The following is a 21,664-nucleotide window of genomic DNA, read 5'->3' as shown; positions in this document are numbered from 1 at the left end:
GGGGGCCTGGGGGGTTCAGTCGCGGTGCGGGTCGCTCTCGCCGGGGAGGTCGTCGCCAGTCTTGCGGCCGAGGGTTTCCTGTTCGTCGGGGAACGTGAAGTCGTGCCCGGCGTCCTCAGGGAGGGCGTTGTCGCCCTGCTGGAGGCGGTGCACCTCGTTGTCCATGTCCTGTTGCGTCTCGTTGTTCTTGCGGACGAACCCGGTGTCGTGCTGTTCGGATTTCGGGGCGTTCGGGTGGTCGGTCATGGTGTGCTCCTTTCGTGTGGGTTCAGGATGCGCTGCGTGCCTGAGCGCGTGCCTGTCAGTCGCGTGAACGGGCGTTCATGGCGCGCGCGAATCTTGAAGGAACGCTGAACGGCGCGCGTATGGACGCTCAAGCGCGCGGGGTAGCGTGAGGGCGGAGGTGCCTTGCATGTCACATGCGTTTGTGAAGAACGATGACGGTCAGGCCTGGACGCCGCCGGCGGCGCGTTCGCCCGTGACGGCGCACGCGGTGTACGGCGCGGACGAGGCGCGGGAGGTGCTGCGCGCTTCGGATGACCTGAACGCGCTGCTGGTGTGGGCGCGGGACACGGCGCGCGGGGAGGTGCGCGTGCGCGACGAGCGTGGGACGCTGCTCGCCGTTGTGGACGACCGGGAGGGCGTCAGGGCTCGAGCGTGAAGGTGTGCCCGTGCGCGCGCAGGTACGCGCGGGCCGCTTGGTAGTCCGGCATCAAGCCTGCGACGACGCGCCAGTAGCGGGCGCTGTGGTTCATTTCGCGCAGGTGCGCGACCTCGTGCGCGACGAGGTACGTCATGACGGCGGGCGGGCCGAGCAGCACGCGCCAGTTCAGGCGGATGACGCCGCCCGACGTGCAAGAGCCCCAGCGGGTGCGGGCGTCCGTGAGTTTCACGGCGCGGACGTGCCGGCTGATGCGCGCGGCGTACGCGTGCGTCATGGGCGTCATGACGCGCAGCGCCTCGTGCCGGTACCAGGCTTCCACGTGCGCGCGCGTGTCGTGCGTGGGGGCGTGCAGGGTGTGCCCGTCGCGCCAGGCGCGCGCGGCGGTGGGCGTGACGTGCAGGGTGAGGGTCTCGCCGAGGTACGGGAGGGTCTCGCCGCTGCGGAAGGTGTAGGCGGGGGTGGCGTCCGCGCGGGCCTGGAAGCGTTGCAGGTGCGCGGTGATCCAGTCGCGGCGCGTTTCGATGAACTGCGCGAGGCGGGCGGTGTCGGTGCCGGGGGGGACGCGCAGGGTGACGGTGCCGGGTTTGACCTGCAGCGCGGCGGTGCGGCGCCGTGGGGACACGACGACCTGCACGGGGACGCCCGCGACGGTAACGTCGAGGGTGGGGGCGGGCGGCTGGGCGCGCGGGGGCACGGTCGTTACTGTACCGGGCGTGGGTGAGGGGAAAAGAGAGCGAACGCCCGCAGCGGGGCGTTCGTGGTGTGGCGAGCGGCGTTCAGAGTTGCGGGGCGTTGAAGGTGTCGCACTGGTCGACGTTGCCGGTCTGGAAGCCGCGCAGGAACCAGCGTTCGCGTTGGGCGCTGGTGCCGTGCGTGAAGCTGTCGGGGGTGGCGCGGCCCTGCGAGAGGGTGTCGTCGCCGATGGCTTCGGCGGCGGTGACGGCTTCCTGCACGTCCTGCTGGGTGATGTTGTATTCGCGGTTGGCGGCGGCGTTGCGGCCCCAGATGCCGGCGAAGCAGTCCGCCTGGAGTTCGAGGCGGACGCTCAGGGCGTTCGCCTGGGCGCGGCCGGCGCGGCGCTGCGCCTGCTCGACGCGGTCGCTGATGCCGAGGAGGTTCTGGACGTGGTGGCCGACTTCGTGGGCGATGACGTACGCCTGCGCGAAGTCGCCGCCGGCGCCGAAACGGTTGGCCAGTTCGTCGAAGAAGGTGGTGTCGAGGTAGACGTTCTGGTCGGCGGGGCAGTAGAAGGGCCCGACGGCGCTGCTGGCGCCGCCGCAGGCGGTATTGACGCCGCCGCTGAACAGCGTGAGGCGCGGTGGGTCGTAGGTGCGTCCGGCCTTCTGGAAGATGCTGCCCCAGGCGTCTTCGGTGCTGCCGAGGACTTTGCTGGCGAAGCGGCGGGCGTCGTCGTTGGCGCCTGTGCCGGCGCGGGGCTGGCTCTGTCCGTTGCCGAGCTGGCTGAGGACGTCGCCGGGGTTGCCGCCGAACAGCAGGCTGATGATGGCGAACAGGATGGCGGCGCCGCCGCCGACGGCGATGCCGCCGCCGGGCAGGCCACCCCCGCCGCCGCGGATGTCGTTGACGTTGGCGCTTTCGCGCATTTTCTCCCAGTCCATGTGGGGACCTCCCGTGCTGAAACTGGTTTCAGTGTATGGAGGGGGGGTGGGCTTCGGCCTGAATGAAGTCGGGGGTGTTTGCCTCATGAGCGGTCAGGTCCTCAACTTCAGGCTGCATGAATCATCTGTCTAGTCATCTTGGCGTGGAAGCGTTCCCCAACGGGCGTTTGGCAGGGTAAACATGAAGCGTTTCCAGACAATCCACGCGCGCACGGTGAACGCTCACCACCGTGCAGGCCACGCGTCATGCCCGCACCCCCCAGCGAGGCCGGAAACACCAAGAAGGAGTCCTATGCCCCGAACCCTCATCACCCTGCTGTCTAGCGCACTGCTGCTCGCCGCCTGCGGCCAGCCCACCACCCCCGCAACGCACAGCTCCCTGACCACGCAGGCCCTCAGCGGTACCACCATCGACACCTGGCGCAAACAGGTCATCTACCTCGCTCTGCCCGACCGCTTCAGCAACGGCAACACCGGCAACGACAGCGCCGGCCAACCCAACTGCTTTGACCGCGCCAGCGCCACCAAATTCCACGGCGGCGACCTCCAGGGCCTGCGCAGCAAACTCGGCTACCTCCGCGACCTCGGCGCCACCACCCTCTGGCTCACGCCCGTCTACAAACAAGTCGGCCTCGTCAACGGCAACAGCTGCGGCTACCACGGCTACTGGCCGGATTACACCAACCCCAACGACACCGCCATCGAACCCAAACTCGGCACGGCCAGCGACCTGACCGGCCTTATCAGCGACCTGCACGCCGGCGGGCAGAAATTCATGATGGACATGGTCGCCAACCACGCCGGGTACGGCGCGCGCATCGTCACGCAGCAACCCGGCTGGTTCCACAACAACTGCACCGGCGACGACGTCAACTGTCCTCTGGCGGGCCTGCCGGACTTCCGGCAGGAGGACAGCGCCGTCGCCGCGTACCTCACCGGCCTCAGCCAGGCCTGGACAAGCGCCTACGCCATCGACGGCATCCGCATGGACACCGCCAAACACGTCCCCCTGAACTACTGGCAGACCAGCTGGGTGCCCGGCGTGCTCCAGACCCGCCCGAACACCTTCCTGCTCGCCGAGGCGTTCCTCGACGGCAGCGCCAGCCAACTGCGCCCCTTCCTCGACGCCGGCTTCGACAGCACCTTCGCGTTCCCCACCCGCAGCGCCCTCGTCAGCAGCGTCGCCAGGAACGGCAGCCTCGACCTGCTCGCCGGGAAGGTGCAGGACACCCTCGGCACGCTCGGCCTGAACCGCGCGCTGCTGCAGGTGAACCTCCTCGACAACCACGACGTGCAGCGCTTCCTGAACGAACCCGGCTACGGCGTCCCCGAAACGGACATCCGCGCGCGCTACAGCCTCGCCCTCACCGCCCTGATGACGATCCCCGGCATTCCCCAGCTGTACTACGGCGACGAACTCGGCATGTACGGCGGCAACGACCCCGACAACCGCCGCGACATGCCCGCCTGGGCCTGGACGGACGCCGGGCGCGCCACCGCGCAGAGCGGCTACCTTGCCGGCGGCGGCACGCCCAAAACCACCTACGACCTCACCAAGCAACTCATCGGCATCCGCACCGGCAACGAGGCCCTCTGGAAGGGCGGATACGCGGAACTGTGGCGCCCTAACGGCGGGCAGAACGCCCTGGCCTTCTACCGCAGCAGCGGCGCGAGTCGCATGGTCGTCGTCCTGAACCTCAGCGACACGACCGCGAACCTCCCCCTTGACCTCCAGGGGAACGGCGGCATCAGCAGCACCGACAAGACGTACCTCGTGAACGGCAGGACCTTCACGGACCTGCTCGGCCGCGGCGCGCCCGCCACCACCACCGTCAGCGGCGGGAAGCTGAACGTCAGCGTCCCCGCGCGCACCGCCGCCATCTACCGCGCGAACTGACGCGCGGCCGCCCGCAGCGCCCACGCCCCACCCGGATTACGATGCGCGCATGACGAACACCACGCTGACCGGCATTCCCGGCTTCCGGGTGGGGCACTGGACGGACCCGGTGGGCCGCACGGGCTGCACCGTCATCCTGTGCCCGGACGAGGGCGCGGTCGCGAGCGGCAGTTTCCTGGGGCCCAGCCCCGGCACGCGCGAGGGCGTGCTGCTCGCGCCGGAAAAGAAGGTGGAGCGCGTGCACGCGCTGCTGCTCACGGGCGGCAGCGCGTTCGGGCTGAGCGCCGCCACGGGCGTGGTGCGCGTGCTGGAGGAACGCGGCGTGGGCCACCCCACCCCGGCGGCGCGGGTGCCCATCGTGCCGGCCGCGGTGATCTACGACCTGCTGGTCGGCAGCGCGGCTGCCCGCCCGGACGCCGCGAGTGGCGAGGCGGCAGCGCGCGCCGCGTCGGACGCGCCCGTGCCGCGCGGGCAGGTGGGCGCCGGGACGGGCGCCACCTGCGGGAAGTACCTGGGTCCGGCGCACACCGCGCCGGGCGGGCTGGGCAGTGTGCTGGTGGAGCGGCATGGCGTCCGCGTGGGCGCGCTGGCGGTCGTGAACCCCATCGGCGACGTGCTGGACGCCGCGGGCCGCGTGATCGGCGGGCCGGGCGTGGGGCCGGGCGCGGCCGCGTTCACGCCGGGAGACGTGGAGAGCACGACGCTGGTGGCGGTCGTCACGGCGCACCTGCTCGGCAAGGCCGAGGCGCGGCGCCTCGCGGACGCCGCGCAGACCGCCATGGCGCGCGTAATCCGCCCCAGCCACACCGCCTGGGACGGCGACGCGGCGTTCGTGCTGAGTGCAGGCACGCAGCCGCCCGCCGATCCGATGCTGCTGGGCGCGCTGGTGCAGGACGCCGTGGCAGCGGCCATTACGGACGCGGTCCTGCAGAGCCGGTCGGTCCACCCTGCCGCGCCCCGGGGGCGCGGGCGGCGACGCGGTCGATGAGGCGCGGCACCCAGCGGAGCTTCTGGGTGCGGACCTCGTCGTTCGCGCTCGTGAACACCCATTCGAGGAACGCCACGCTCGCGGCGACCCGCATGAGCGCCACACCCTGCGGGTAGGGCGCGCCGCTCGCGGCGGCGTACGCGCCGCGAAACGCCGCTTTCAGGGCGTCCGGGTGATCGAAGTCCTCGAATTCCCCCTCGGTCACGGCGAGGTCGAAGGCGGGCAGGCCAACGGCGCACATGTCGAAGTCGATGGCGGCGACGGTGCCGTCCGCGCGCACGAGGGCGTTCCCGAAGTGCAGGTCGGCGTGGATCACCTGCATTTCGGCGGCGTGGTGGGCGAGGTGCTGCGCGCACGCCGCAATGGCGGGAGCCATGCGCGCGCAGGCGTGCGCGCCCAGGTCGCGGTCGGCGCGGGTGGCCCACCAGGAAGCCGGGCCGCTCAGCCACGCGGCGTCATGCGTGGGGCCGTACCAGGGGTGCGGCTGGCCGAGCGCGCGCAGGGCCGCGTGCAGGTGCGCGCTGAGCGTGCCGAGCTGCGCGGCGACCGCTTCGCTCATGTGCGCGCCGGCGCCCTCGCCGGGCACCCAGCGGAACAGCGCGACGTCGCGGCCCTGCGCGCGCGGGAGGGGGTCGCCGGTGACGTCCGGGAGGGGTTCGGGGACGTCCAGTCCGGCGGCGCGGGCAGCCGCCAGGACGCGGAATTCCTCGTGCAGGCGCTCGCGTGTCACGGAGGAGCGGCAGACGCGCAGGCCGCGCGGGCCGTCCGGAGTGTCCACGCGGGCGACGACGTTGCCGAGCGTCCGCAGGACCGTGAAGGGCGCGCCGCTCAGGCCGTAGGGGTGGAGCGCGGCGGTGATCAGGGCGTCGTGGGTCACGCCCTGCAGGATGCCTGAGCGCGCGCGCGGGTGGGGAGCGCCACCTGGCGGATCAGGGCGTGCGGAGCAGCACGCGCAGGTCGTTGACGTTCGTGCCGGTCGGTCCGGTCAGGAGGGCGTCGCCGAGCGCGTGGAAGAAGCCGCCGGCGTCGCCGCGGGCGAGGTGCGCGGGCGCGTTCAGGCCGAGGTGGGCGGCGCGGGCGAGTGTGTCGGGCGTGAGGACCGCGCCGGCCGCGCCCGCGGTGCCGTCCACGCCGTCCGTGTCGGCGGCGAGGGCGTACAGGCCGGGCGGCGCGGCGAGGGCGAGCGCGAGCAGGAAGGTGGTGTTGCGTCCGCCGCGCCCGGCGGCGGCGGGGACGGTCACGGTCGTTTCCCCGCCGCTCAGGAGGGCCTCGCCGGGCTGCAGGTCCGCGGCGAGGCGGGCGTGGTCGTGCGCGGCGGTGAGGGCGTCGCCGGTGACGTCGTCACGCCAGACGCGCGCGGCGTACCCGGCGTCCTCGAGGGCGCGCGCGGCGGCGTCGAGTGCGAGGCGGCCACTGCCGATCACGTGGTACGCGGCGTTCCGGCTGGGGGGGAGCAGCGCCGCGGGGGCGTGCAGCACCGCGCGCGCGTGGCAAGGCCAGCCCGTACCGGTCGAGGACCGTGAGGGCGTCGCCGGGCGCCGTGGGGGGCGGCACGGTCGGTCCGCCAGCGATGGTGGCGGGGTCATCACCGACCACGTCGGACAGGGCGTACGTGACGACCCGCGCCTGCGGGTGCGCGGCGCGCAGAACCCCGCCGCCCTTGAGGGCGGACAGGTGGCGGCGCACGGTGTTGACGTCGTGGATGCCCGCGCCGCATGCGAGCAGCGCGCGGGTCGTTTCGGCTTTCTCGGCGAGGGTCACGCCGAGCGGCGCGCACGCGAGGGCACTGCCGCCGCCGGACAGCAGGACCACCAGCGTCTCCCCCGCCCCGGCGTGCGCCGCGAGGCGCAGGGCGGCGCCGCCCGCCGCTTCACTGTGCGCGTCCGGGACGGGGTGCGCGGCCTCCATCACCCGGAAACCGGGAATGGCTGCGCCGGTGCCGTGCGGCGTGATGATCAGGCCTGCGTCGGGCGCGCCCCAGGCGGCGTGCAGCGCGCGCGCCATCGGTACGCTCGCCTTGCCGAGCGCGAGGGCCAGCACGCGGCCACGCGGGCGCGGCGGGAGGTGACGCGCGAGGGCGTCGCTGGGCGCGGCGGCGCGCACGCCGGCGTTCAGGGCGGCGAGCAGCGCGGCGCGCGGGGGCATGCGCGCAGTGTACGCGGGAGGGGTATGCTCCGCGCATGAACAATGAGGATCTGACGCCGTTCATTGAGGGTGGGTTGCGGGATCTGGCGGCGCTGGTGCGCCTGGAGAGCGTGTCCGCGCAGGGCCGCATGCTGCCCGAGGCGGCGGACGCCGTCACGCGCCTGCTGGAGGCCGAGGGGTTCACGGTGCGCCGGTACGCGGGGCAGGTCGCGCCGGTGCTGATCGCGGAGGCGGGCGAGGGCCCCCGCACGCTGCTGATCTACAACCACTACGACGTGCAGCCCGAAGACCCCGTGGAGTTGTGGGACAGCCCGCCGTTCACGCTCACGGCGCGGGACGGGCGCCTGTACGGGCGGGGCGCGTCGGACGACAAGGGAGAGTTCATGTCGCGCCTCGCGGGCCTGCGGGCGTTGCGCGCACGGCACGGTGGGACGCTGCCGCTGCGCGTGAAGTGGCTGCTGGAGGGCGAGGAGGAGGTCGGCAGCCCCAGCTTGGACGCGTTCGTGCGGGCGCACGCCGAAGAGCTGCGTGCGGACGGCGTGTGGTGGGAGTTCGGGTCGATCACGCCGGAGGGCCGCCCGGTGCTGTACGCCGGCCTGAAAGGCATCGTGTGCGTGGAGTTGCGCTGCCGCGTGGCGGACAGCGACCTGCACTCCAGCAACGGCGCGGTGGTGGACAACCCGCTGTGGCGCCTGGCGCGCGCGGTGGCGTCCATCCGCGATGAGCAGGGTCGCGTGACCATTCCCGGGTTCCACGACGACGTGCGGCCCGCGAGCGCGGCGGACGAGGCGGCCATCGCGGCGCTGCCAGGCGCGGGCGAGGCGCTCACGCGCACGTACGGCGTCACGCGCCCGCTCGGCGCGCCCGAGGAGTACCATCAGCGCCTGAACCTGATGCCGGTCGTGAACGTGAACGGCTTCCACGGCGGGTACGGCGGCGCCGGCAGCAAGACCGTACTGCCCGCCGAGGGGGTCGTGAAGCTCGATTTCCGCCTCGTGCCGGACCAGGACCCGGACCGCGTCGTGCAGCTGCTGCGCGCGCACCTGGACGCGCAGGGCCTCGGGGACGTGCAGATCGTGGAGCTCGAATCGCACCAGTTCCCGGCGCGCAGCGACCTCGCCGACCCGTTCGTGCGTACGGCCGTGAGCGTCGCGGAGCGCGTGTACGGGCAGGCGCCGCTGCTCAACCCCTCCTCGGGCGGGAGCGGCCCGATGCACCCGTTCATGGCGGCGGTGGGCGCGCCGGTGGTGGCGCTCGGCATCGGGAATGTCGGGGGGCGCGTGCACGCTCCGAACGAGAACATCCTGCGGCGCGATTTCGAGTCGGGCGTGCGGTTCGCGCTGGAATTCATGGACGCCCTCGGCGAGCACGCCTGAAGGGTGGCGGCGCCCGCCCTCATGCGCGGCGCTTTAGCCTGAAAGGCACCAAGGAGGCGTCATGACTCAACCGGACCTGTTCAACCCTGGCCCCGCCCTTCCGGACCTGCCGCCGTCGTGGGCGGCGGTCCTGGTGGACGAACTGCACTCGCCGCGCTTCCGGGCGCTGATGGACTTCGTGGTGCAGGAGCGCGCCGAGCACGCCGTGTACCCACCCGAGGCGGACGTCTTCAACGCGCTGCGCCTCACGCCGCTGGAGGACGTGAAGGTGCTGATTCTCGGGCAGGACCCGTACCACGGTGCGGGGCAGGCGCACGGGCTGGCGTTCAGCGTGCAGCCGGGCGTGCGGGTGCCGCCGAGCCTGAAGAACATCTACAAGGAGCTGCAGGCGGACGTGGGGTTCGTGCCACCGAAGCACGGGCACCTGACCGCCTGGGCACGCCGGGGGGTGCTGCTGCTGAACGCGGTGCTCACGGTGCGCGCGGGCGAGCCGAACAGCCACGCCGGGCGCGGCTGGGAGCACGTCACGGACGCCGTGATCCGCGCGCTGAACGCCAGGGAGGAGCGGGTGGTGTTCGTGCTGTGGGGCGCGTACGCGCGCAAGAAGGCGAAGCTCATCACGGCGCCGCAGCACGTGATCATCGAGAGTGCCCATCCGAGCCCGCTGAGCGTCGCGAAGTTCCTGGGTACCAAGCCGTTCAGTCAGGTGAACGCCGCCCTCGACGAAGCGGGCCGCGGGGCAATCGACTGGCAGCTCCCCGCCGACCCGAACGAACAGTGAACGAACGGGGGAGGCTGAAAGCCTCCCCCGTTGCTTGTTCAGGCGCTCGTCACTTCCGGGCTGACGCACCGGGCGAACGCCTCGCGGTACTCGTCGGCGTCCAGGCCGCGGCCGATCACGACGAGCTGGCTGCGCCCGTCGTTCTCCTCGCGGGCGCGGTCCACCGTGAAGACGTCCCGCACCGCCTGAAACAGCACGAGGTCCTCCAGGCCGCTGAGGCTGACGCGGCCCTTCAGGCGCAGCACTTCCGCCGGGCGGGACAGAACCAGGCCCGTGAGGAAATCATGCCAGCGCGCCGGATCAAGGGGCGTGGGCGCAGTGAGCGTGAAGCTTTTCAGCCCGGGCGTGTGCCGCGTCTCGTGCAGTTCCGGCACGCGGGTCGGGTCGTAGTCGTGCCGGTCGAGCAGATCGGCAGGGTCCACGCGGCTGTGCGTGGCGCGCACGAGGCGCGCGAGCGGGTTCAGGCCGCGCAGCGTTGTGTCGGCGACGGACAGCGTTTCCTCGGTGGCGAGGTCCGCCTTGTTCAGCACGACGACGTTCGCGTACGCGAGCTGCATGGCCGCTTCGGGGTTCTCGGTGAGCGTCCGCAGGGCGTGACGGGCGTCCACGACGGCCACGAGCGCGTCGGTGCGGAACGCGGCGCGCACCTGCGGTTCCAGCAGCGTCGCGAGGACCGGCACGGGGTCCGCGACGCCGCTCAGTTCGATCAGGACGTGCGCGGGCGGCTCGGCGCGCATGGCGAGGGTCACGAGGGCGCGCAGCAGGTCGTCGCGGCCGGCGCAGCACAGGCACCCGGCGGTGAGTTCGGTGATGTCGTCGTCGCGGACCTGTTCGATCAGGCCGCCGTCCACGCCGGTCTGCCCGAACTCGTTCACGATCACGCCGAAGTGCCGGGGGGCGCTGCGGATCAGGTGGTTCACGAGGGTGGTCTTGCCCGCGCCGAGGAACCCCCCGATGACGGTGACGGGAATGCGGCGGTCGGTGCCAGGAGACGCGTTCACGCGCGCAGAATACCGCCTGCACGGACGGCGCAATGGAAACGGCCCCCTTACGGGGGCCGCAACGCGTGGTGCTGGGGATGGGACTTGAACCCACACAGATTTCTCTACACGCCCCTCAAACGTGCGCGTCTACCAATTCCGCCACCCCAGCGGGGTCAGCGAGAAAAAGGATAGTGGGAACGCGCGAACTTGTCAACCCGCGCGCGCGTGGTACACTGCTCGTTGCCGCCGCAAGGGTCCGGGAGTCCGGGTGCTCAAGCGAGCGAGACTTATAACACTAGAGGTATCCATCAATGTCGATTGCTGAACAGAAAGCTGAAGTCATCAAGGCGAACGCCACCGCCGCCAACGACACCGGCAGCACCGCCGTCCAGATCGCGCTGCTCACCGCGCGCATCCAGAACCTCAGCGGCCACCTCACGGCCAACAAGAAGGACAAGCACGGCCAGCGCGGCCTGCAGATCCTCAACGGCAAGCGCCGCCGCCTGCTGAAGTACCTCGAGCGCAGCGACTACGACGCGTACATCGCCCTCACCGACAAGCTCGGCATCCGCCGCGGCCAGAAGATCGTCCGCTAACCCACAGCGGCCCACCGCGCCCCGCACGCCCACGCGTGCGGGGCGCGCCTTATGACGCCCGCTCACCCGCACTTCACGGTTTTCGCGCGCCCACTCCCGCACGCCCCGCTATGCTCCCCGCATGCCCGACGGCGCCCCGCCCTCTACCACTCCACGCCCCGCGCGCCTGATCGCCGTACAACCCAAATGGCACGCCCGCGACTTCATCAGCGCCCGCGCCTTCCGCCGCTGGATGCACGCCCAACTCCACGCCGCCCAGCCGCACCTCGCGCTGGACCGCCCGAACCTCGTGGTCCTCACCGAACTCAACGGCATGCCCCTCGTCCTGCGCGACGCCCCCCTCGCCGTCCTGAGCGGCCGCTTCCGCACCGCCGCCGCGCTGCTCGCCCTCAAACACCTCCCCGTCGTGCTGACCCTTATGGTCCGCGAACGCGTCTCCCCCATCCGCGCCGTCCAGCTCGCCCGCATCGACGCGAACGCGCGCCTGTACCTCGACACCTGCCGCGACCTCGCCCGCACGCACGGCGTGTACCTCGCCTGCGGCAGCACCACCCTCCCCCACTACCAGCAGCGGGACCGCACCCTGCGCCGCCACGGCCCGGGCCTGTACAACCAGGCGATCCTCCTCGACCCGCACGGCCAGCTCATCAGCGCGACCGACAAGGTGCACCTCACCCCCGACGAGGAACGCGGCGGCCTCGACCTCACTCCCGGCGCCCTGCGCGACGTGCGCGTCGTCCCCACACCCGTCGGGGACCTCGGCGTCGCCACCAGCCTCGACGCCTTCCGCGCCGACGTCATCGAGCAACTCGAAGCGCAGGGCTGTACCGTCATGCTGCAACCCGACGCGAACGGCAGCCCCTGGACCGCCCCCGAAGGCCTCCCACCCGACCCCACGTGCATCCGCGACCAGCCGGTCGCGTGGCTGGAAAGTGCCTGGCAGGTCACGCAGCGCGGCGACAGCATCCGCTACGCCGTGAACCCCATGTGCGTCGGGAACCTGCTGGACCTCACCTTCGACGGGCAGAGCGCCATCACCGGCCCCGCCGAGGAGGCCCCACGCGCCCGCAGTTACGTCCTCACGCCGCCCCGCCCGGGCTTCCTCGCGCTGATGCCCTGGGTGCGCGATCACGCCGACCCGCCCACCCTGCGGCGCGCCGGGCAGGCCCTCAGTGCGCGCAGCGCTCACCCGCACGAGAACCAGTATCGCACGGGCGTCCTCCACGCCGACGTGACCCTCCCCCCCAGCCGCGTTTCTACGCCGCCCCCCACGCCGCACGAAGTGGCCCTCGCCGCGTACCTGCGCGGTGAAGCCACCCTGCCCACCCCCCCGGCCACGCGCGCCGCGCGCGTCCTCTGGCCCGCCGCGCTGCTGGTCGCCACGGCCCTCGCGGCCCGTCCTGGACGGCGCGCCGCCCTGCTCGCCCTCACGGTTCCGCTGGCGCTGCTCGCCCTCCGCTGAGCGGCGGTTGACATCCCCGACCCTCAGCCATATACTTCTTCTCGCGCTGAAGGAAGCCAAGCAGCGCACCCCGCCCGCACGGGGGGTTGGCCGAGTGGTTGAAGGCAACGGTCTTGAAAACCGTAGTAGGGCAACCTACCGGGGGTTCGAATCCCTCACCCTCCGCCAACAAGCAGTACCCACACCTGGAGAGGTGGGTGAGCGGCTTAAACCACAGTCCTGCTAAGACTGCGTACTCCAAAAGGGTACCGAGGGTTCAAATCCCTCCCTCTCCGCCATAAGTGCCCGTAGCTCAGCTGGATAGAGCGTCTGACTACGGATCAGAAGGCCAGGGGTTCGAATCCCTTCGGGCACACCAAAGAAAGACCCCCCACTTCGGTGGGGGTCTTTTCTGCATTGTTGGTACGGGGCTCACTCGATGAGGCCGAGGGTGCGGGCTTTGTTGAGGGCGCTCACGCGGTCCGGCGCGTCGAGTTTCACGTACATGCGCGCGAGGTGCTCCTTGACGGTTTCGGGGCTGACGCCGAGGCTGCGGGCGATTTCCTTATTGCTCTGGCCGTCCGCGAGGAGGCGCAGCACGTCCCCTTCACGGGGCGTGAGCGTGGGGACCGTCACGTGTGGGAGGTGGTCGTCGAACGGGCGGTCCATCAGGGCGCGCAGTTGCCGCGCGAGGTCCTGCGGGGGCGTTTCCTTGCTGAGGTACGCGCGGGCGCCCGCGCGGCGCGCGGACTGGATGATGGCGGGCTCCTGGAAGGTTGTGATCAGGGCGACGAGGACGCCGGGAGCGGTGGTGCGGAGGCGTTCGGCGACCTCGATGCCGGTCAGGCCGGGCATTTTCACGTCGAGCAGGGCCACGTCGGGGCGGTGCGTGAGGGCAAGCTGCAGGGCGGCGTGGCCGTCGGCGGCTTCGGCGATAACGGTGAAGCCTTGCGCGGTGAGGGCGTAGCGCAGGCCCATGCGGAAGAGGGGGTGGTCGTCGGCGATGAGGACGTTCATGCGGTTTCCTCCGCCCAGCTGAGCGTGAAGTGCGTGCCGGTGTCGTCGTGGGTGTAGGCGAGGGTGCCGCCGTGCGCTTCGGCGATGCGGCGGGCGATGTACAGGCCGAGGCCGGCGGTGCCGGCGGTGTACTGGTGCCCGGCGATGGTGGTGGGTTGCGCGTTGAAGGGTTGCGCGAGGGTGCTGAGGGGGGCGCTGAGGCCAGGACCGTCGTCGGTGACGCACAGGTGGTGCGGGGTGACGTGCAGGGTGACGGTGCGGGTGGCGTAGCGGACGGCGTTGTCGGTGAGGTTCAGGGCGGCGCGTTCGAGGACGCGCGCGTCGATGTGAGCGTGGGCGTCGCCGGTGACGGTGACGGTGAGGCGGGGGGCGCTCTGGCGGGCGCGGGTGGCGACGCGCTCGGCGAGGGCGCGCAGGTCGGTGGGCGCGCGGTTGAGGTGGACGTCTTCGCGTTCGAAGCGGTGCGCGTCGCTCATCTGCTGCACGAGCGCGAGGAGGCGGTCCGTTTCGGCCTGCATTTCGCGGACGAGGTGGGTGCGTTCAGCGGGGGGCAGGTCGGGGCTAGCGAGTACGCCGGCGAGGTGCCCGGTGGCGATCAGGGGCGTTTTGAGGTCGTGGACGAGGGTGGCCATGAAGGCGGCGCGGCGGGCCTGTTCGGCGTGGACGCGCGCGACGAGGCGGGTGAAGGCGCTGCGCAGGGCCTGCACTTCGCTGGGGTCGTCGGGGAGGCTCGCGGCGAACGTGCCGGCGTCGACTTCGGCGCGGAGGCGCAGGGCGGGGCGCAGGAGCGCGCCGGTGACGATGTACGCGCTGACGCCGCTGATGAGGCCGACGAGGGCGAGCCAGGCGAGCAGGCGGCCGTCTAAGTGGAACAGGCCGAGCGTGAGGGACACGGCGACGTTCGGGATGAACGCCGTGAGGAACACCACCAGCGTCACTTGCGCCCGCAGGGAGTGGAAGGGCCGCACGCTCCTCAGTGTAGGGGCGGGGTGGTGGGGCGTGCGCGTGGGATTTCACAGCGCCGCCCCGCGCGGGCGCGTTCAGGCGTGGGCGGGGCGCAGGAAGGCGTCGCGGTCGGGTTCGGGGGTGCGGCGGCCGCGTTTGTGCTGGTAGAGGCGGCTGTCGCTGAGGCGCAGCGCGTCGGATTCGGCGCGGGCTTCGTCGGGGATGCACGCGACGCCGACACTGGCGCCCGCGGCCGGGAAGCCGAGGTCGCGGGTGAACCGCGCGGCCTGCGCGACGCTTTCGGTGGCGAGGCGGGCGTTCGCGGTGGTGAGGCCCGGCCAGATGATCGCGAACTCGTCGCCGCCGAAGCGGTACACGCGCGCGTCGGCGGGGAGGGCGCTCTGGAGGCACGCAGCGAACGTTTTGATGAGGGCGTCGCCGCGCAGGTGCCCTTCGGCGTCGTTGATCTGCTTGAGGCCGTCGAGGTCGATGAGGGCGACGCTGAAGGGGTGCTGGCCGCTGAGGGCCGCCTGGCAGGTGCCGTGGAAGTCCTCGTCGAAGGCGCGGCGGTTGCCGAGGCGCGTGAGCGGGTCGCTGAACGCGGCGATGCTGAGTTCCGCCTGCAGGTCGCCGAGCGCCTCGTTCATGCTCCGGACTTCGCGGAGGCTGCTGCGCAGGCGCTGGTTGAGGCCGTGCATGCGCGCAGCGAAGGCGGTGATGATGCCGCCCTGCAGGGCGAACAGCGCGAACGTGAGTTCCGACTGCGCCTGCCCCTGGGTGCTGGTGAGGAGCACCACGAGGCCGCTGAGCAGGGTGGAGTACACGCCGCCCCAGGCGCTGCGGGCGTAGGCGCTCGCGGCGATGGACGCGAAGAACATCATGAACGGCGCGCTGCCCGGCGCGAACTGGTAGAGGCCCTCCCGGGCGACATACGCGAGCAGGACCAGCGCGGACGCGATCAGAAGGGTGACGAGGTGCCAGCGCACCCTGCCGCCACCTTGGAGGAATGCGCGCACGCGTCGATTCATACCGGCTCATCATCGCCGACCCGCCGGCGAGGTTTATACGGCATACCCGAATAGGGCTTTAGAGAGGCCTCACCGTTTCGGGGCGCCTACGCGGGATGGGCGCGCCCGCCGCGCCGGAAGAGCAGCGCGCCCGCGCCCAGGAGGGCGACGCCGAGCAGCGCGGCGCGGCGCAGCGTGGGCGCGGTGAGGCGCGTGGTGGGCAGCGCGATGGGCACGGGGTGCCGCAGGTACCAGCCGCGTTCGGGTCGGCCGATCTGGTCGAAGTCACGGGCGAGGCGCGTGAGCGCGCGGGCCATGCGTTCGCCGCTCATGGGGTGGCCGTGGCCGGTGGCGGCGGTGTCCGGGTGCAGGCGCGCGAGGACGCGGACACTTTCGCGCGCGGCGTCCCAGTTGGGGGTGTAGTACGCGGGCGGGCGGTGCACGCGCATGGGCCGCAGGCGCAGCGCGCCGTTCACGGTTTCCTGCCGGGTGGTGACGAACGCGTCCCCGGCGATGAGGGTGCGGTCCTGCGCGCGCCACAGGGACACGTGGCCGGGCGAGTGGCCGGGCGTGTGCAGCCAGCGCCAGCCGGGCAGGTGCGGGACGCTGCCGTCGGCGGGGAGGGTGCGGACGTTCGGGCGGAAGTCGAACGGGCCAGGCACGAACGCGGGGGACAGGGCGCTCATGACGCCCCCGACGGTGGGGTCCGGGAACGGGTAGGGGTGCTGCCCGGTCAGGTACGGCAGTTCGAGCGGGTGGGCGTATACGGGCACGTCCCAGATGCGCAGCAGGGCGTGCAGGGAACCGACGTGGTCGAGGTGCCCGTGCGTGAGGACGATGGCGCTCGGCGGGCGTTCGTCGTGGTGCTGCCGGGCGGCCTGGCGGATCAGGCGGGTGTTCAGGACCATGCCGGCGTCAATGAGCACCCAGTCTCCGCCGGGCGGGCCGATCAGGTAGGCGTTCACCATGGGGAGGCGCACGCGGATCACGTCCGGGCGGAGCAGCTGGGTGCCGCCGAATACGGACACTTGCGGGACTTGCTGGGTCATCGCTGGGCCTCCTCCGGGCATGTGCCTCTGTACGGTACGCAGGGCAGATGAGCGGGGGGCGTACGGGCGACTTAACGGACAGTCAAGGCGCGGGCGCGCTAAGAAACGCTGAAGGCCACAGCTTCGGCTGTGGCCTTGCGGGGCGGCGCGCGGTTACTCGTCGGTGCTGAGGACCGCGAGGAACGCTTCTTGCGGCACTTCGACCGTGCCGATCTGCTTCATGCGGGCCTTGCCCTTCTTCTGCTTGTCGAGCAGTTTCTTCTTGCGGCTGATGTCGCCGCCGTAGCATTTCGCGAGGACGTCCTTGCGGAAGGCCTTCACGGTGGCGCGCGCGATGATCTTCCCGCCGATGGCGGCCTGCACCGGCACCGCCCACATCTGGCGGGGGATGACGTCGGCCATCCGGTCGACGATCTTGCGCCCGAGGCCGTACGCGCGGTCCTCGTGCACGATGACCGCGAGGGCGTCCACGATTTCCTGGTTCACGTAGATGTCGACCTTCACGAGGTCCCCCTCGCGGTAGCCGATGATCTCGTAGTCCATGCTGGCGTAGCCGCGGCTGATGCTCTTGAGGCGGTCGTGGAAGTCGTACAGGATCTCCGCGAACGGCACCTCGTAGATGAGCTCCACGCGCTTGCCGACGTAGTTCATGGTCTGCATGACGCCGCGGCGTTCCTGCAGCAGCTGCATGACCGGCCCGACGTGCTCCTCGGGCAGCATGACGCTCAGCTTGATGTACGGTTCCTCGATTACCTCGATGCGGTCGCGGGTGGGGAACTCGGCGGGGTTCTGCGTTTCGAACACCTCACCGTTGGTGAGGGTGAGGCGGTACACGACGGCCGGGGCGGTGGCGATCAGGTCAAGGTCGTACTCGCGTTCCAGGCGCTCCTGAATGATTTCGGCGTGCAGCAGGCCCAGGAAGCCGCAGCGGAACCCGAAGCCGAGCGCTTCGGACGTTTCCGGCTCGAACGTGAACGCGGCGTCGTTGAGTTTGAGTTTCTCGAGGGCCTCGCGGAGCTTGCGGTACTCCTCAGTGTTGGTGGGGTACAGCCCCGAGAACACCACGGGCTGCGCGGGCTTGAAGCCCGGGAACGGCTCCTGGGTGGGGTTGCCCTTGAGGGTGATGGTGTCGCCGACTTGCGCGTCGTGGATGTCCTTGATGCTCGCGGCGACCCAGCCGACCTCGCCCGCCTGCAGGCTCTGACCGACGATCAGGCCGGGTGAGAAGGTGCCGACCTTGTCCACGCCGAAGGACTTGCCGGTGTGGTAGAGCATCATCTCGTCCTTCGCGCGGATGGTGCCTTCCAGCACCCGAACGAACAGGATCACGCCCTGGTACGCGTCGTAGAACGAATCGAAGATCAGCGCCTTGAGCGGCGCCTGCGGGTCGCCGGGCGGGGGCGGGATGCGCTCCACGACCGCTTCGAGGATGTCGTCGATGCCGATGCCGCTCTTGCCGGACGCGAAGATGGCGTCCTCGGCGGGAATGCCGATGACGTCCTCAAGTTCCTGCGCGGCGCCCTCGGGGTCCGCGGCGGGCAGGTCAATCTTGTTCACGACCGGGACGATCTCGAGGTTGCTGTCGATGGCGAGGTAGGCGTTCACGATGGTCTGCGCCTCGACGCCCTGCGACGCGTCCACCAGCAGCAACACGCCCTCACACGCGGCGAGGCTGCGGCTGACCTCGTAGTTGAAGTCGACGTGGCCGGGCGTGTCGATCAGGTTCAGGACGTACGTGTCGCCGTTGGGGCGGGTGTAGTTGAGGCGGATGGGGGTGCTTTTGATGGTGATGCCGCGCTCGCGCTCAAGTTCGAGCGTGTCGAGCGTCTGGTCGCGCTTGTCGCGCTCGCCCATCGCGCCCAGTTTTTCCAGGATGCGGTCCGCCAGCGTGCTTTTGCCGTGGTCCACGTGGGCGATGATGGAGAAGTTCCGAACGTTCACCGAAACAGTCTAGCGGCCCGGGCGGGCGCGCAAAGTGGGACGCGCGGCCGGGCCCGGGGCGCGGTCCCTCCGGGGTGAGAGCGGCACTCAGCCCCTGGTCTGGCCGTAGCGTTCAAGCAGCGTCTGGCGGTCCATGACGATGTACTTCGGCAGGATGGTGCGGCCGGTGGCGCGCGCGCCGTACAGGCGGCGCAGGGCGTCCATGCCGAAGGCGAACAGCCGCGCCTGGCGTGGGTCGGCCATGTCGGCGCTGGTGAACCCGAGCGGGCCGAGCACGTCGTGGAAGAGCGTGAGCGCCCACACGACCTGGGTGTCCGCGTAGCGCGGGTCGGTCTGGACGGCGTGCGCGACGTCACGGAGGCTGTCGCGGATGGCGCGCAGGGCCGTGATCGCGCTGAGGTCCGCGACGGCCACGAAGCGGCCGTTGTGCAGGTGCAGTTCCGCACCGGGCGCGCCGTGCGGGAGGAGGCGCCCTTCGGCGTTGACGGTGCTGGGGCCCTCGTAGGGCGCGGCGCCGAGGCGGAACAGCGCGCGGGCGCGCGTCGTCAGGGGCGTGAGGTTCTTTTGGCGGTCGAAGCGCGCGTCGACGGTGGCGCGCCAGGCGCGCAGCACGGCGGCGCGGGGCGTGCCGCGGCGCGGGCCGTACAGGGCGTCGACGGTGTGCAGCGTGTAGCCGCGCGCGCGGAGTTCCTGCAGCGTGTCGGCGAGGCCAGTCGGGTCGAGGGGCAGCGTGAGGACGGCGCCGGGCTCCGCGCGGTCCAGGGCGTGCGCGGCGGACGTGACCCGTACGCCCGGGGTGGTGGGCGTAAGGTGCGCGCGGCGGGCGTGCGCGACCGTGAGCGGCGTGTACCCGTCCGGGCGGACGTGGGTGACGCCGTCCATGGGGGCGTACCGCCACGTGCCGCCGCGCAGGGCCACCTGGTGCCCCTCGGCGCGCAGGTGCGCGAGCAGTTCCGGGTGCGCCTCTTCGCGCTTCAGGAAGAAGGTGGCGGGAACGTTCGCGGCGCGCAGGACGGCGAGCAGGTTCGTGCCGGGCACGCCGTTGAACGTGAGGGCCAGTTCGCTCTTGCCGCCGTGGCCGCCCTGCACGACGCCCAGGCCGAGTGGGCCGTGCAGCAGCCGGGGCAGGGTGACGGCGGCGAGGGCGGTGAGCAGCAGGGGGAGGGTGCGGCGACGCATGCGCCCTTACCATCGCACACCTTTCGGTGGACGCGCCGCTCGGGGTGGGCGCGCAGGCTATGCCCTATGGGATATATCGCCGACGCTCAGCAAATGAGCCGCGCATGAACAGCATTCGCGGTATCGTGGGGGCGATGAACGCTGCGAAGCGGGATTGGACCGAGAAGATGGGCCGCGTGCACGGAGGTGGCCTGCGATGAGGCCCCTGCGTGTCGGCTTGTTTACGGACGTGTTCCTGCCGGACCACAACGGCGTGTCGACCAGCGTGCTGCTGCTCGCCCGCGAACTGCGCCGCCAGGGGCACGACGCGTGGATCATCACGCCGGCGGTGCCCGGGTACGTGGACACGGAGGACTGCATCGTGCGCCTGCGGAGCTTCACGAACCCGGCGCTGCCGCGGCAACGCATGGCCGTGCCCGGCAAGCGGCGCCTGCTGGGCCGCTTTGACCTGATTCACACGCACACGCCGTGGGTGGCGGGCTGGTGGGGCGCGCGCCTCGCGAGCCGCTGGGAGGCGCCGCACGTGGCGACGTTCCACACGCACCTCGAGGCGTACACGCACTACGTGCCGGGCCTGTCGCGCCTGGACCGCCGCGTGCGGGCCGTGCAGCGCCTCGCCCGGCGCTTCTACGAGACCGCCGAGGTGCTCGTGGCGCCCAGCAGCGAGAGCGCGCGCGTCGTGCAGGGGTACGGGGTCACGCGGCCCGTGCGGGTCGTGCCGACCGGCATCGACCCGCGCCTGCTGGAAGCGGCGCCGCCGCTGTCCGGCCCCTGGCCGGCCGGGACGCGCCGCCTGCTGTCAGTGGGGCGGCTCGGGCACGAGAAGCGCTTCGAGGTGGTGCTGGAGGCGCTGCGGCAGTTGCGCACGCAGCACAACGCGCACCTCGCCATCATCGGCGAGGGCCCGCAGGCCTCGGAATTGCGCGCGCTCGCCGCGCGGCTGGGCGTGGCGGACGCCGTGACGTTCGTAGGGCCGGTGCCGCTCGCGCACATGGGTGCGTACTACCGCCAGGCGGAACTGTTCCTGTTCGGCAGTGACACCGAGACGCAGGGGCTGGTGCTGCACGAGGCGCAGGTCATGGGCGTCCCGGTCGTCGCGGTGGGCGCGCAGGGCACGCTGGACGGCGTGCGGAACGGCGAGAGCGGCTTCCTGGTCGCGCCCGGCGATGCGTCCGGCCTCGCGCGGCACGCGCACGAGCTGCTGAGCAGCTCCACGCTGCACACGGCCTTCTCGGCGGGCGCGCGGTCGTTCGCGCGGGCGTCCACCGTGGAGGGCGTCACGGCGCGCATGCTGGACGTGTACGCCGAGGCGTTCTGGCGGGCGAGCGCGCGCCCCTGGACGGACCGCTCGCCCGACGTTACCGCCCGTCGAAGTACCCTGCTGTTCGGCCGCCGAGGTTCCTGACGTGCCGCCACAGGAAGGGCGCCCAGCCGCCCGCCGCGTGCATGCGGCGGGCGCTGGTGAGCACCAGGGCGTCCGGCACGTACCGCACCGGGCCGAGCTGCGCGAGGGCCGCGCCGAGCAGGATGTCCTCGCGCGCCTCCACGTCCGGGTACCCGCCGGCGAGGTGCGCGGCCATGCGGGAGAACGCCATGTTCGCGCCGGCCAGGTTCGCGTGCCCGAGGGCGTGCGCGGCGCGCAGGAACACCCGGTACCCGGCCTCGCTGAGGGCGGCGTCCACGGGCGTGGCGTCCGAGAAACGCATGGGGCCGTACAGCGCGACCGCGCCGGACGTGTGCGCGGAGAGTCGCTCCAGCCAGTCGGGGCGCGGCAGGGAATCCGCGTCGGTCGTGGCGATCCACGGGGCGCGCGCGGCGTCCAGGCCCGCCTGACGCGCGCGGGCCACACCGGGCGTGGCGCACGGCACGACGACCGCGCCGCCCGCACGGGCCACGCGGGCAGTGGCGTCGCTGCTGCCGTTGTCCACGACGATCACCTCGGCGGGCGGCAGGGTCTGCGCCGCGAGGGCGCGCAGCAGCGCGGGCAGGTGGGCGGCTTCGTTACGGGCGGGCACCACGACACTGAACACGCCCTC

At 71.8% G+C, this 21,664-nt stretch carries 22 protein-coding genes and 4 tRNA genes; 11 read left to right on the top strand and 15 right to left on the bottom strand.

Annotation, left to right across the window (positions count from 1 at the left end; genetic code table 11):
• Positions 1-15: 15 nt before the first annotated feature.
• Positions 16-246 (bottom strand): hypothetical protein, encoded by a 231-nt coding sequence (locus tag DEIMA_RS03125; protein WP_013555776.1) that lies wholly within the window; start codon positions 244-246, stop codon positions 16-18.
• A gap of 166 nt (positions 247-412) precedes the next feature.
• Here DEIMA_RS03125 and DEIMA_RS03120 point away from each other — a divergent pair, with 166 nt between their 5' ends.
• A complete protein-coding gene (locus tag DEIMA_RS03120) occupies positions 413-661 on the top strand; it encodes a hypothetical protein (protein WP_013555775.1) in 249 nt (82 codons plus the stop codon).
• Here the strand turns inward: DEIMA_RS03120 and DEIMA_RS03115 are convergent.
• Entirely contained in the window at positions 645-1,358 is a 714-nt protein-coding gene (locus tag DEIMA_RS03115) for a M48 family metallopeptidase (RefSeq protein WP_013555774.1), read from the bottom strand. The genes DEIMA_RS03120 and DEIMA_RS03115 overlap by 17 nt on opposite strands.
• 82 nt (positions 1,359-1,440) lie before the next feature.
• The gene (gene ypfJ / locus DEIMA_RS03110) at positions 1,441-2,283 is read right to left on the bottom strand and encodes a KPN_02809 family neutral zinc metallopeptidase (RefSeq protein ID WP_013555773.1); all 843 of its coding nucleotides are present in this window, start codon (positions 2,281-2,283) and stop codon (positions 1,441-1,443) included.
• Between the two features lie 292 nt (positions 2,284-2,575).
• On the opposite strand from ypfJ, the gene DEIMA_RS03105 reads away from it, so the two are divergent.
• Positions 2,576-4,180, top strand: coding sequence for an alpha-amylase family glycosyl hydrolase (locus DEIMA_RS03105; RefSeq protein WP_013555772.1), 1,605 nt, complete (start codon positions 2,576-2,578; stop codon positions 4,178-4,180).
• Positions 4,181-4,229: 49 nt separating this feature from the next.
• Positions 4,230-5,168, top strand: coding sequence for a P1 family peptidase (locus DEIMA_RS03100; RefSeq protein ID WP_013555771.1), 939 nt, complete (start codon positions 4,230-4,232; stop codon positions 5,166-5,168).
• Here DEIMA_RS03100 and DEIMA_RS03095 read toward each other — a convergent pair.
• The 3 genes from DEIMA_RS03095 to DEIMA_RS03090 are packed head-to-tail and all read right to left on the bottom strand — an operon-like array spanning position 5,092 to position 7,313.
• Positions 5,092-6,045, bottom strand: coding sequence for a phosphotransferase enzyme family protein (locus tag DEIMA_RS03095; RefSeq protein WP_013555770.1), 954 nt, complete (start codon positions 6,043-6,045; stop codon positions 5,092-5,094). The genes DEIMA_RS03100 and DEIMA_RS03095 overlap by 77 nt on opposite strands.
• 52 nt (positions 6,046-6,097) lie before the next feature.
• The gene (locus DEIMA_RS18570; protein WP_052303277.1) at positions 6,098-6,592 is read right to left on the bottom strand and encodes an MOFRL family protein; all 495 of its coding nucleotides are present in this window, start codon (positions 6,590-6,592) and stop codon (positions 6,098-6,100) included.
• Entirely contained in the window at positions 6,510-7,313 is an 804-nt protein-coding gene (locus DEIMA_RS03090) for a glycerate-2-kinase family protein (protein WP_052303276.1), read from the bottom strand. The genes DEIMA_RS18570 and DEIMA_RS03090 overlap by 83 nt, the downstream gene beginning before the upstream one ends.
• Positions 7,314-7,348: 35 nt before the next feature.
• Between DEIMA_RS03090 and DEIMA_RS03085 the strand changes: the two genes are divergently transcribed.
• Positions 7,349-8,689, top strand: coding sequence for a M20/M25/M40 family metallo-hydrolase (locus DEIMA_RS03085; protein ID WP_013555769.1), 1,341 nt, complete (start codon positions 7,349-7,351; stop codon positions 8,687-8,689).
• 61 nt (positions 8,690-8,750) lie between these two features.
• On the top strand, positions 8,751-9,470 hold the full coding sequence (ung, locus tag DEIMA_RS03080; protein WP_013555768.1) for a uracil-DNA glycosylase: 720 nt from the start codon (positions 8,751-8,753) through the stop codon (positions 9,468-9,470).
• Between the two features lie 38 nt (positions 9,471-9,508).
• On the opposite strand, the gene DEIMA_RS03075 is transcribed toward ung, so the two are convergent.
• Both DEIMA_RS03075 and DEIMA_RS03070 read right to left on the bottom strand, forming a co-directional pair.
• Complete coding sequence (locus DEIMA_RS03075) at positions 9,509-10,471, bottom strand: CobW family GTP-binding protein (protein WP_013555767.1); 963 nt, start codon at positions 10,469-10,471, stop codon at positions 9,509-9,511.
• Between the two features lie 66 nt (positions 10,472-10,537).
• A tRNA-Leu gene (locus tag DEIMA_RS03070) sits at positions 10,538-10,622 on the bottom strand.
• A gap of 142 nt (positions 10,623-10,764) precedes the next feature.
• Between DEIMA_RS03070 and rpsO the strand changes: the two genes are divergently transcribed.
• The 5 genes from rpsO (at position 10,765) to DEIMA_RS03045 (ending at position 12,869) form a co-directional block, all read left to right on the top strand.
• Positions 10,765-11,049, top strand: a complete 285-nt coding sequence (gene rpsO, locus DEIMA_RS03065; RefSeq protein ID WP_013555766.1) for a 30S ribosomal protein S15 — start codon at positions 10,765-10,767, stop codon at positions 11,047-11,049.
• A 121-nt stretch (positions 11,050-11,170) separates the two neighbouring features.
• A complete protein-coding gene (locus tag DEIMA_RS03060; protein ID WP_013555765.1) occupies positions 11,171-12,511 on the top strand; it encodes a nitrilase-related carbon-nitrogen hydrolase in 1,341 nt (446 codons plus the stop codon).
• Positions 12,512-12,591: 80 nt separating this feature from the next.
• Positions 12,592-12,679 (top strand) — tRNA-Ser (locus DEIMA_RS03055).
• A 19-nt stretch (positions 12,680-12,698) separates the two neighbouring features.
• Positions 12,699-12,789 (top strand) — tRNA-Ser (locus DEIMA_RS03050).
• A gap of 3 nt (positions 12,790-12,792) precedes the next feature.
• Positions 12,793-12,869 (top strand) — tRNA-Arg (locus DEIMA_RS03045).
• Positions 12,870-12,922: 53 nt separating this feature from the next.
• On the opposite strand, the gene DEIMA_RS03040 is transcribed toward DEIMA_RS03045, so the two are convergent.
• The 6 genes from DEIMA_RS03040 to DEIMA_RS16710 form a co-directional block, all read right to left on the bottom strand.
• The gene (locus tag DEIMA_RS03040; protein WP_013555764.1) at positions 12,923-13,507 is read right to left on the bottom strand and encodes a response regulator transcription factor; all 585 of its coding nucleotides are present in this window, start codon (positions 13,505-13,507) and stop codon (positions 12,923-12,925) included.
• Positions 13,504-14,475 carry a sensor histidine kinase gene (locus DEIMA_RS03035; protein ID WP_013555763.1) on the bottom strand — a complete coding sequence of 324 codons (972 nt, stop codon included), beginning with the start codon at positions 14,473-14,475 and terminating at the stop codon, positions 13,504-13,506. The genes DEIMA_RS03040 and DEIMA_RS03035 overlap by 4 nt, the downstream gene beginning before the upstream one ends.
• Before the next feature lie 72 nt (positions 14,476-14,547).
• Entirely contained in the window at positions 14,548-15,480 is a 933-nt protein-coding gene (locus DEIMA_RS16715; protein WP_013555762.1) for a GGDEF domain-containing protein, read from the bottom strand.
• A gap of 86 nt (positions 15,481-15,566) precedes the next feature.
• Positions 15,567-16,508: an MBL fold metallo-hydrolase gene (locus DEIMA_RS03025; RefSeq protein ID WP_013555761.1), complete on the bottom strand. Its 942-nt coding sequence runs from the start codon at positions 16,506-16,508 to the stop codon at positions 15,567-15,569.
• A gap of 153 nt (positions 16,509-16,661) precedes the next feature.
• The gene (lepA, locus tag DEIMA_RS03020) at positions 16,662-18,449 is read right to left on the bottom strand and encodes a translation elongation factor 4 (protein WP_013555760.1); all 1,788 of its coding nucleotides are present in this window, start codon (positions 18,447-18,449) and stop codon (positions 16,662-16,664) included.
• Between the two features lie 87 nt (positions 18,450-18,536).
• On the bottom strand, positions 18,537-19,628 hold the full coding sequence (locus DEIMA_RS16710; protein ID WP_013555759.1) for a YkoP family protein: 1,092 nt from the start codon (positions 19,626-19,628) through the stop codon (positions 18,537-18,539).
• Positions 19,629-19,824: 196 nt separating this feature from the next.
• Here DEIMA_RS16710 and DEIMA_RS03010 point away from each other — a divergent pair, with 196 nt between their 5' ends.
• On the top strand, positions 19,825-21,033 hold the full coding sequence (locus DEIMA_RS03010; RefSeq protein WP_013555758.1) for a glycosyltransferase: 1,209 nt from the start codon (positions 19,825-19,827) through the stop codon (positions 21,031-21,033).
• Here the strand turns inward: DEIMA_RS03010 and DEIMA_RS03005 are convergent.
• On the bottom strand, positions 20,987-21,658 hold the full coding sequence (locus DEIMA_RS03005; RefSeq protein WP_013555757.1) for a glycosyltransferase: 672 nt from the start codon (positions 21,656-21,658) through the stop codon (positions 20,987-20,989). The genes DEIMA_RS03010 and DEIMA_RS03005 overlap by 47 nt on opposite strands.
• Positions 21,659-21,664 lie beyond the last annotated feature (6 nt).

The sequence above is a fragment of the Deinococcus maricopensis DSM 21211 genome (assembly GCF_000186385.1).
Classification (GTDB): domain Bacteria; phylum Deinococcota; class Deinococci; order Deinococcales; family Deinococcaceae; genus Deinococcus_B; species Deinococcus_B maricopensis.
The sequence above is the reverse complement of the archived record's forward strand: the minus strand, read 5'-3'. Positions and strand labels throughout refer to the sequence as shown.

What these genes read in the sequence shown, in the direction of transcription:
- ung (WP_013555768.1), top strand. Translation starts at nt 8,751, where the DNA reads ATGACTCAACCGGACCTGTTCAACCCTGGCCCCGCCCTTCCGGACCTG.
- DEIMA_RS03105 (WP_013555772.1), top strand. Translation starts at nt 2,576, where the DNA reads ATGCCCCGAACCCTCATCACCCTGCTGTCTAGCGCACTGCTGCTCGCC.
- DEIMA_RS03085 (WP_013555769.1), top strand. Translation starts at nt 7,349, where the DNA reads ATGAACAATGAGGATCTGACGCCGTTCATTGAGGGTGGGTTGCGGGAT.
- DEIMA_RS16710 (WP_013555759.1), bottom strand. Translation starts at nt 19,628, where the DNA reads ATGCGTCGCCGCACCCTCCCCCTGCTGCTCACCGCCCTCGCCGCCGTC.
- DEIMA_RS03125 (WP_013555776.1), bottom strand. Translation starts at nt 246, where the DNA reads ATGACCGACCACCCGAACGCCCCGAAATCCGAACAGCACGACACCGGG.
- DEIMA_RS03010 (WP_013555758.1), top strand. Translation starts at nt 19,825, where the DNA reads ATGAGGCCCCTGCGTGTCGGCTTGTTTACGGACGTGTTCCTGCCGGAC.
- DEIMA_RS03025 (WP_013555761.1), bottom strand. Translation starts at nt 16,508, where the DNA reads ATGACCCAGCAAGTCCCGCAAGTGTCCGTATTCGGCGGCACCCAGCTG.
- DEIMA_RS03090 (WP_052303276.1), bottom strand. Translation starts at nt 7,313, where the DNA reads ATGCCCCCGCGCGCCGCGCTGCTCGCCGCCCTGAACGCCGGCGTGCGC.
- DEIMA_RS03100 (WP_013555771.1), top strand. Translation starts at nt 4,230, where the DNA reads ATGACGAACACCACGCTGACCGGCATTCCCGGCTTCCGGGTGGGGCAC.
- DEIMA_RS16715 (WP_013555762.1), bottom strand. Translation starts at nt 15,480, where the DNA reads ATGAATCGACGCGTGCGCGCATTCCTCCAAGGTGGCGGCAGGGTGCGC.
- ypfJ (WP_013555773.1), bottom strand. Translation starts at nt 2,283, where the DNA reads ATGGACTGGGAGAAAATGCGCGAAAGCGCCAACGTCAACGACATCCGC.
- DEIMA_RS03060 (WP_013555765.1), top strand. Translation starts at nt 11,171, where the DNA reads ATGCCCGACGGCGCCCCGCCCTCTACCACTCCACGCCCCGCGCGCCTG.
- DEIMA_RS03040 (WP_013555764.1), bottom strand. Translation starts at nt 13,507, where the DNA reads ATGAACGTCCTCATCGCCGACGACCACCCCCTCTTCCGCATGGGCCTG.
- DEIMA_RS03120 (WP_013555775.1), top strand. Translation starts at nt 413, where the DNA reads ATGTCACATGCGTTTGTGAAGAACGATGACGGTCAGGCCTGGACGCCG.
- rpsO (WP_013555766.1), top strand. Translation starts at nt 10,765, where the DNA reads ATGTCGATTGCTGAACAGAAAGCTGAAGTCATCAAGGCGAACGCCACC.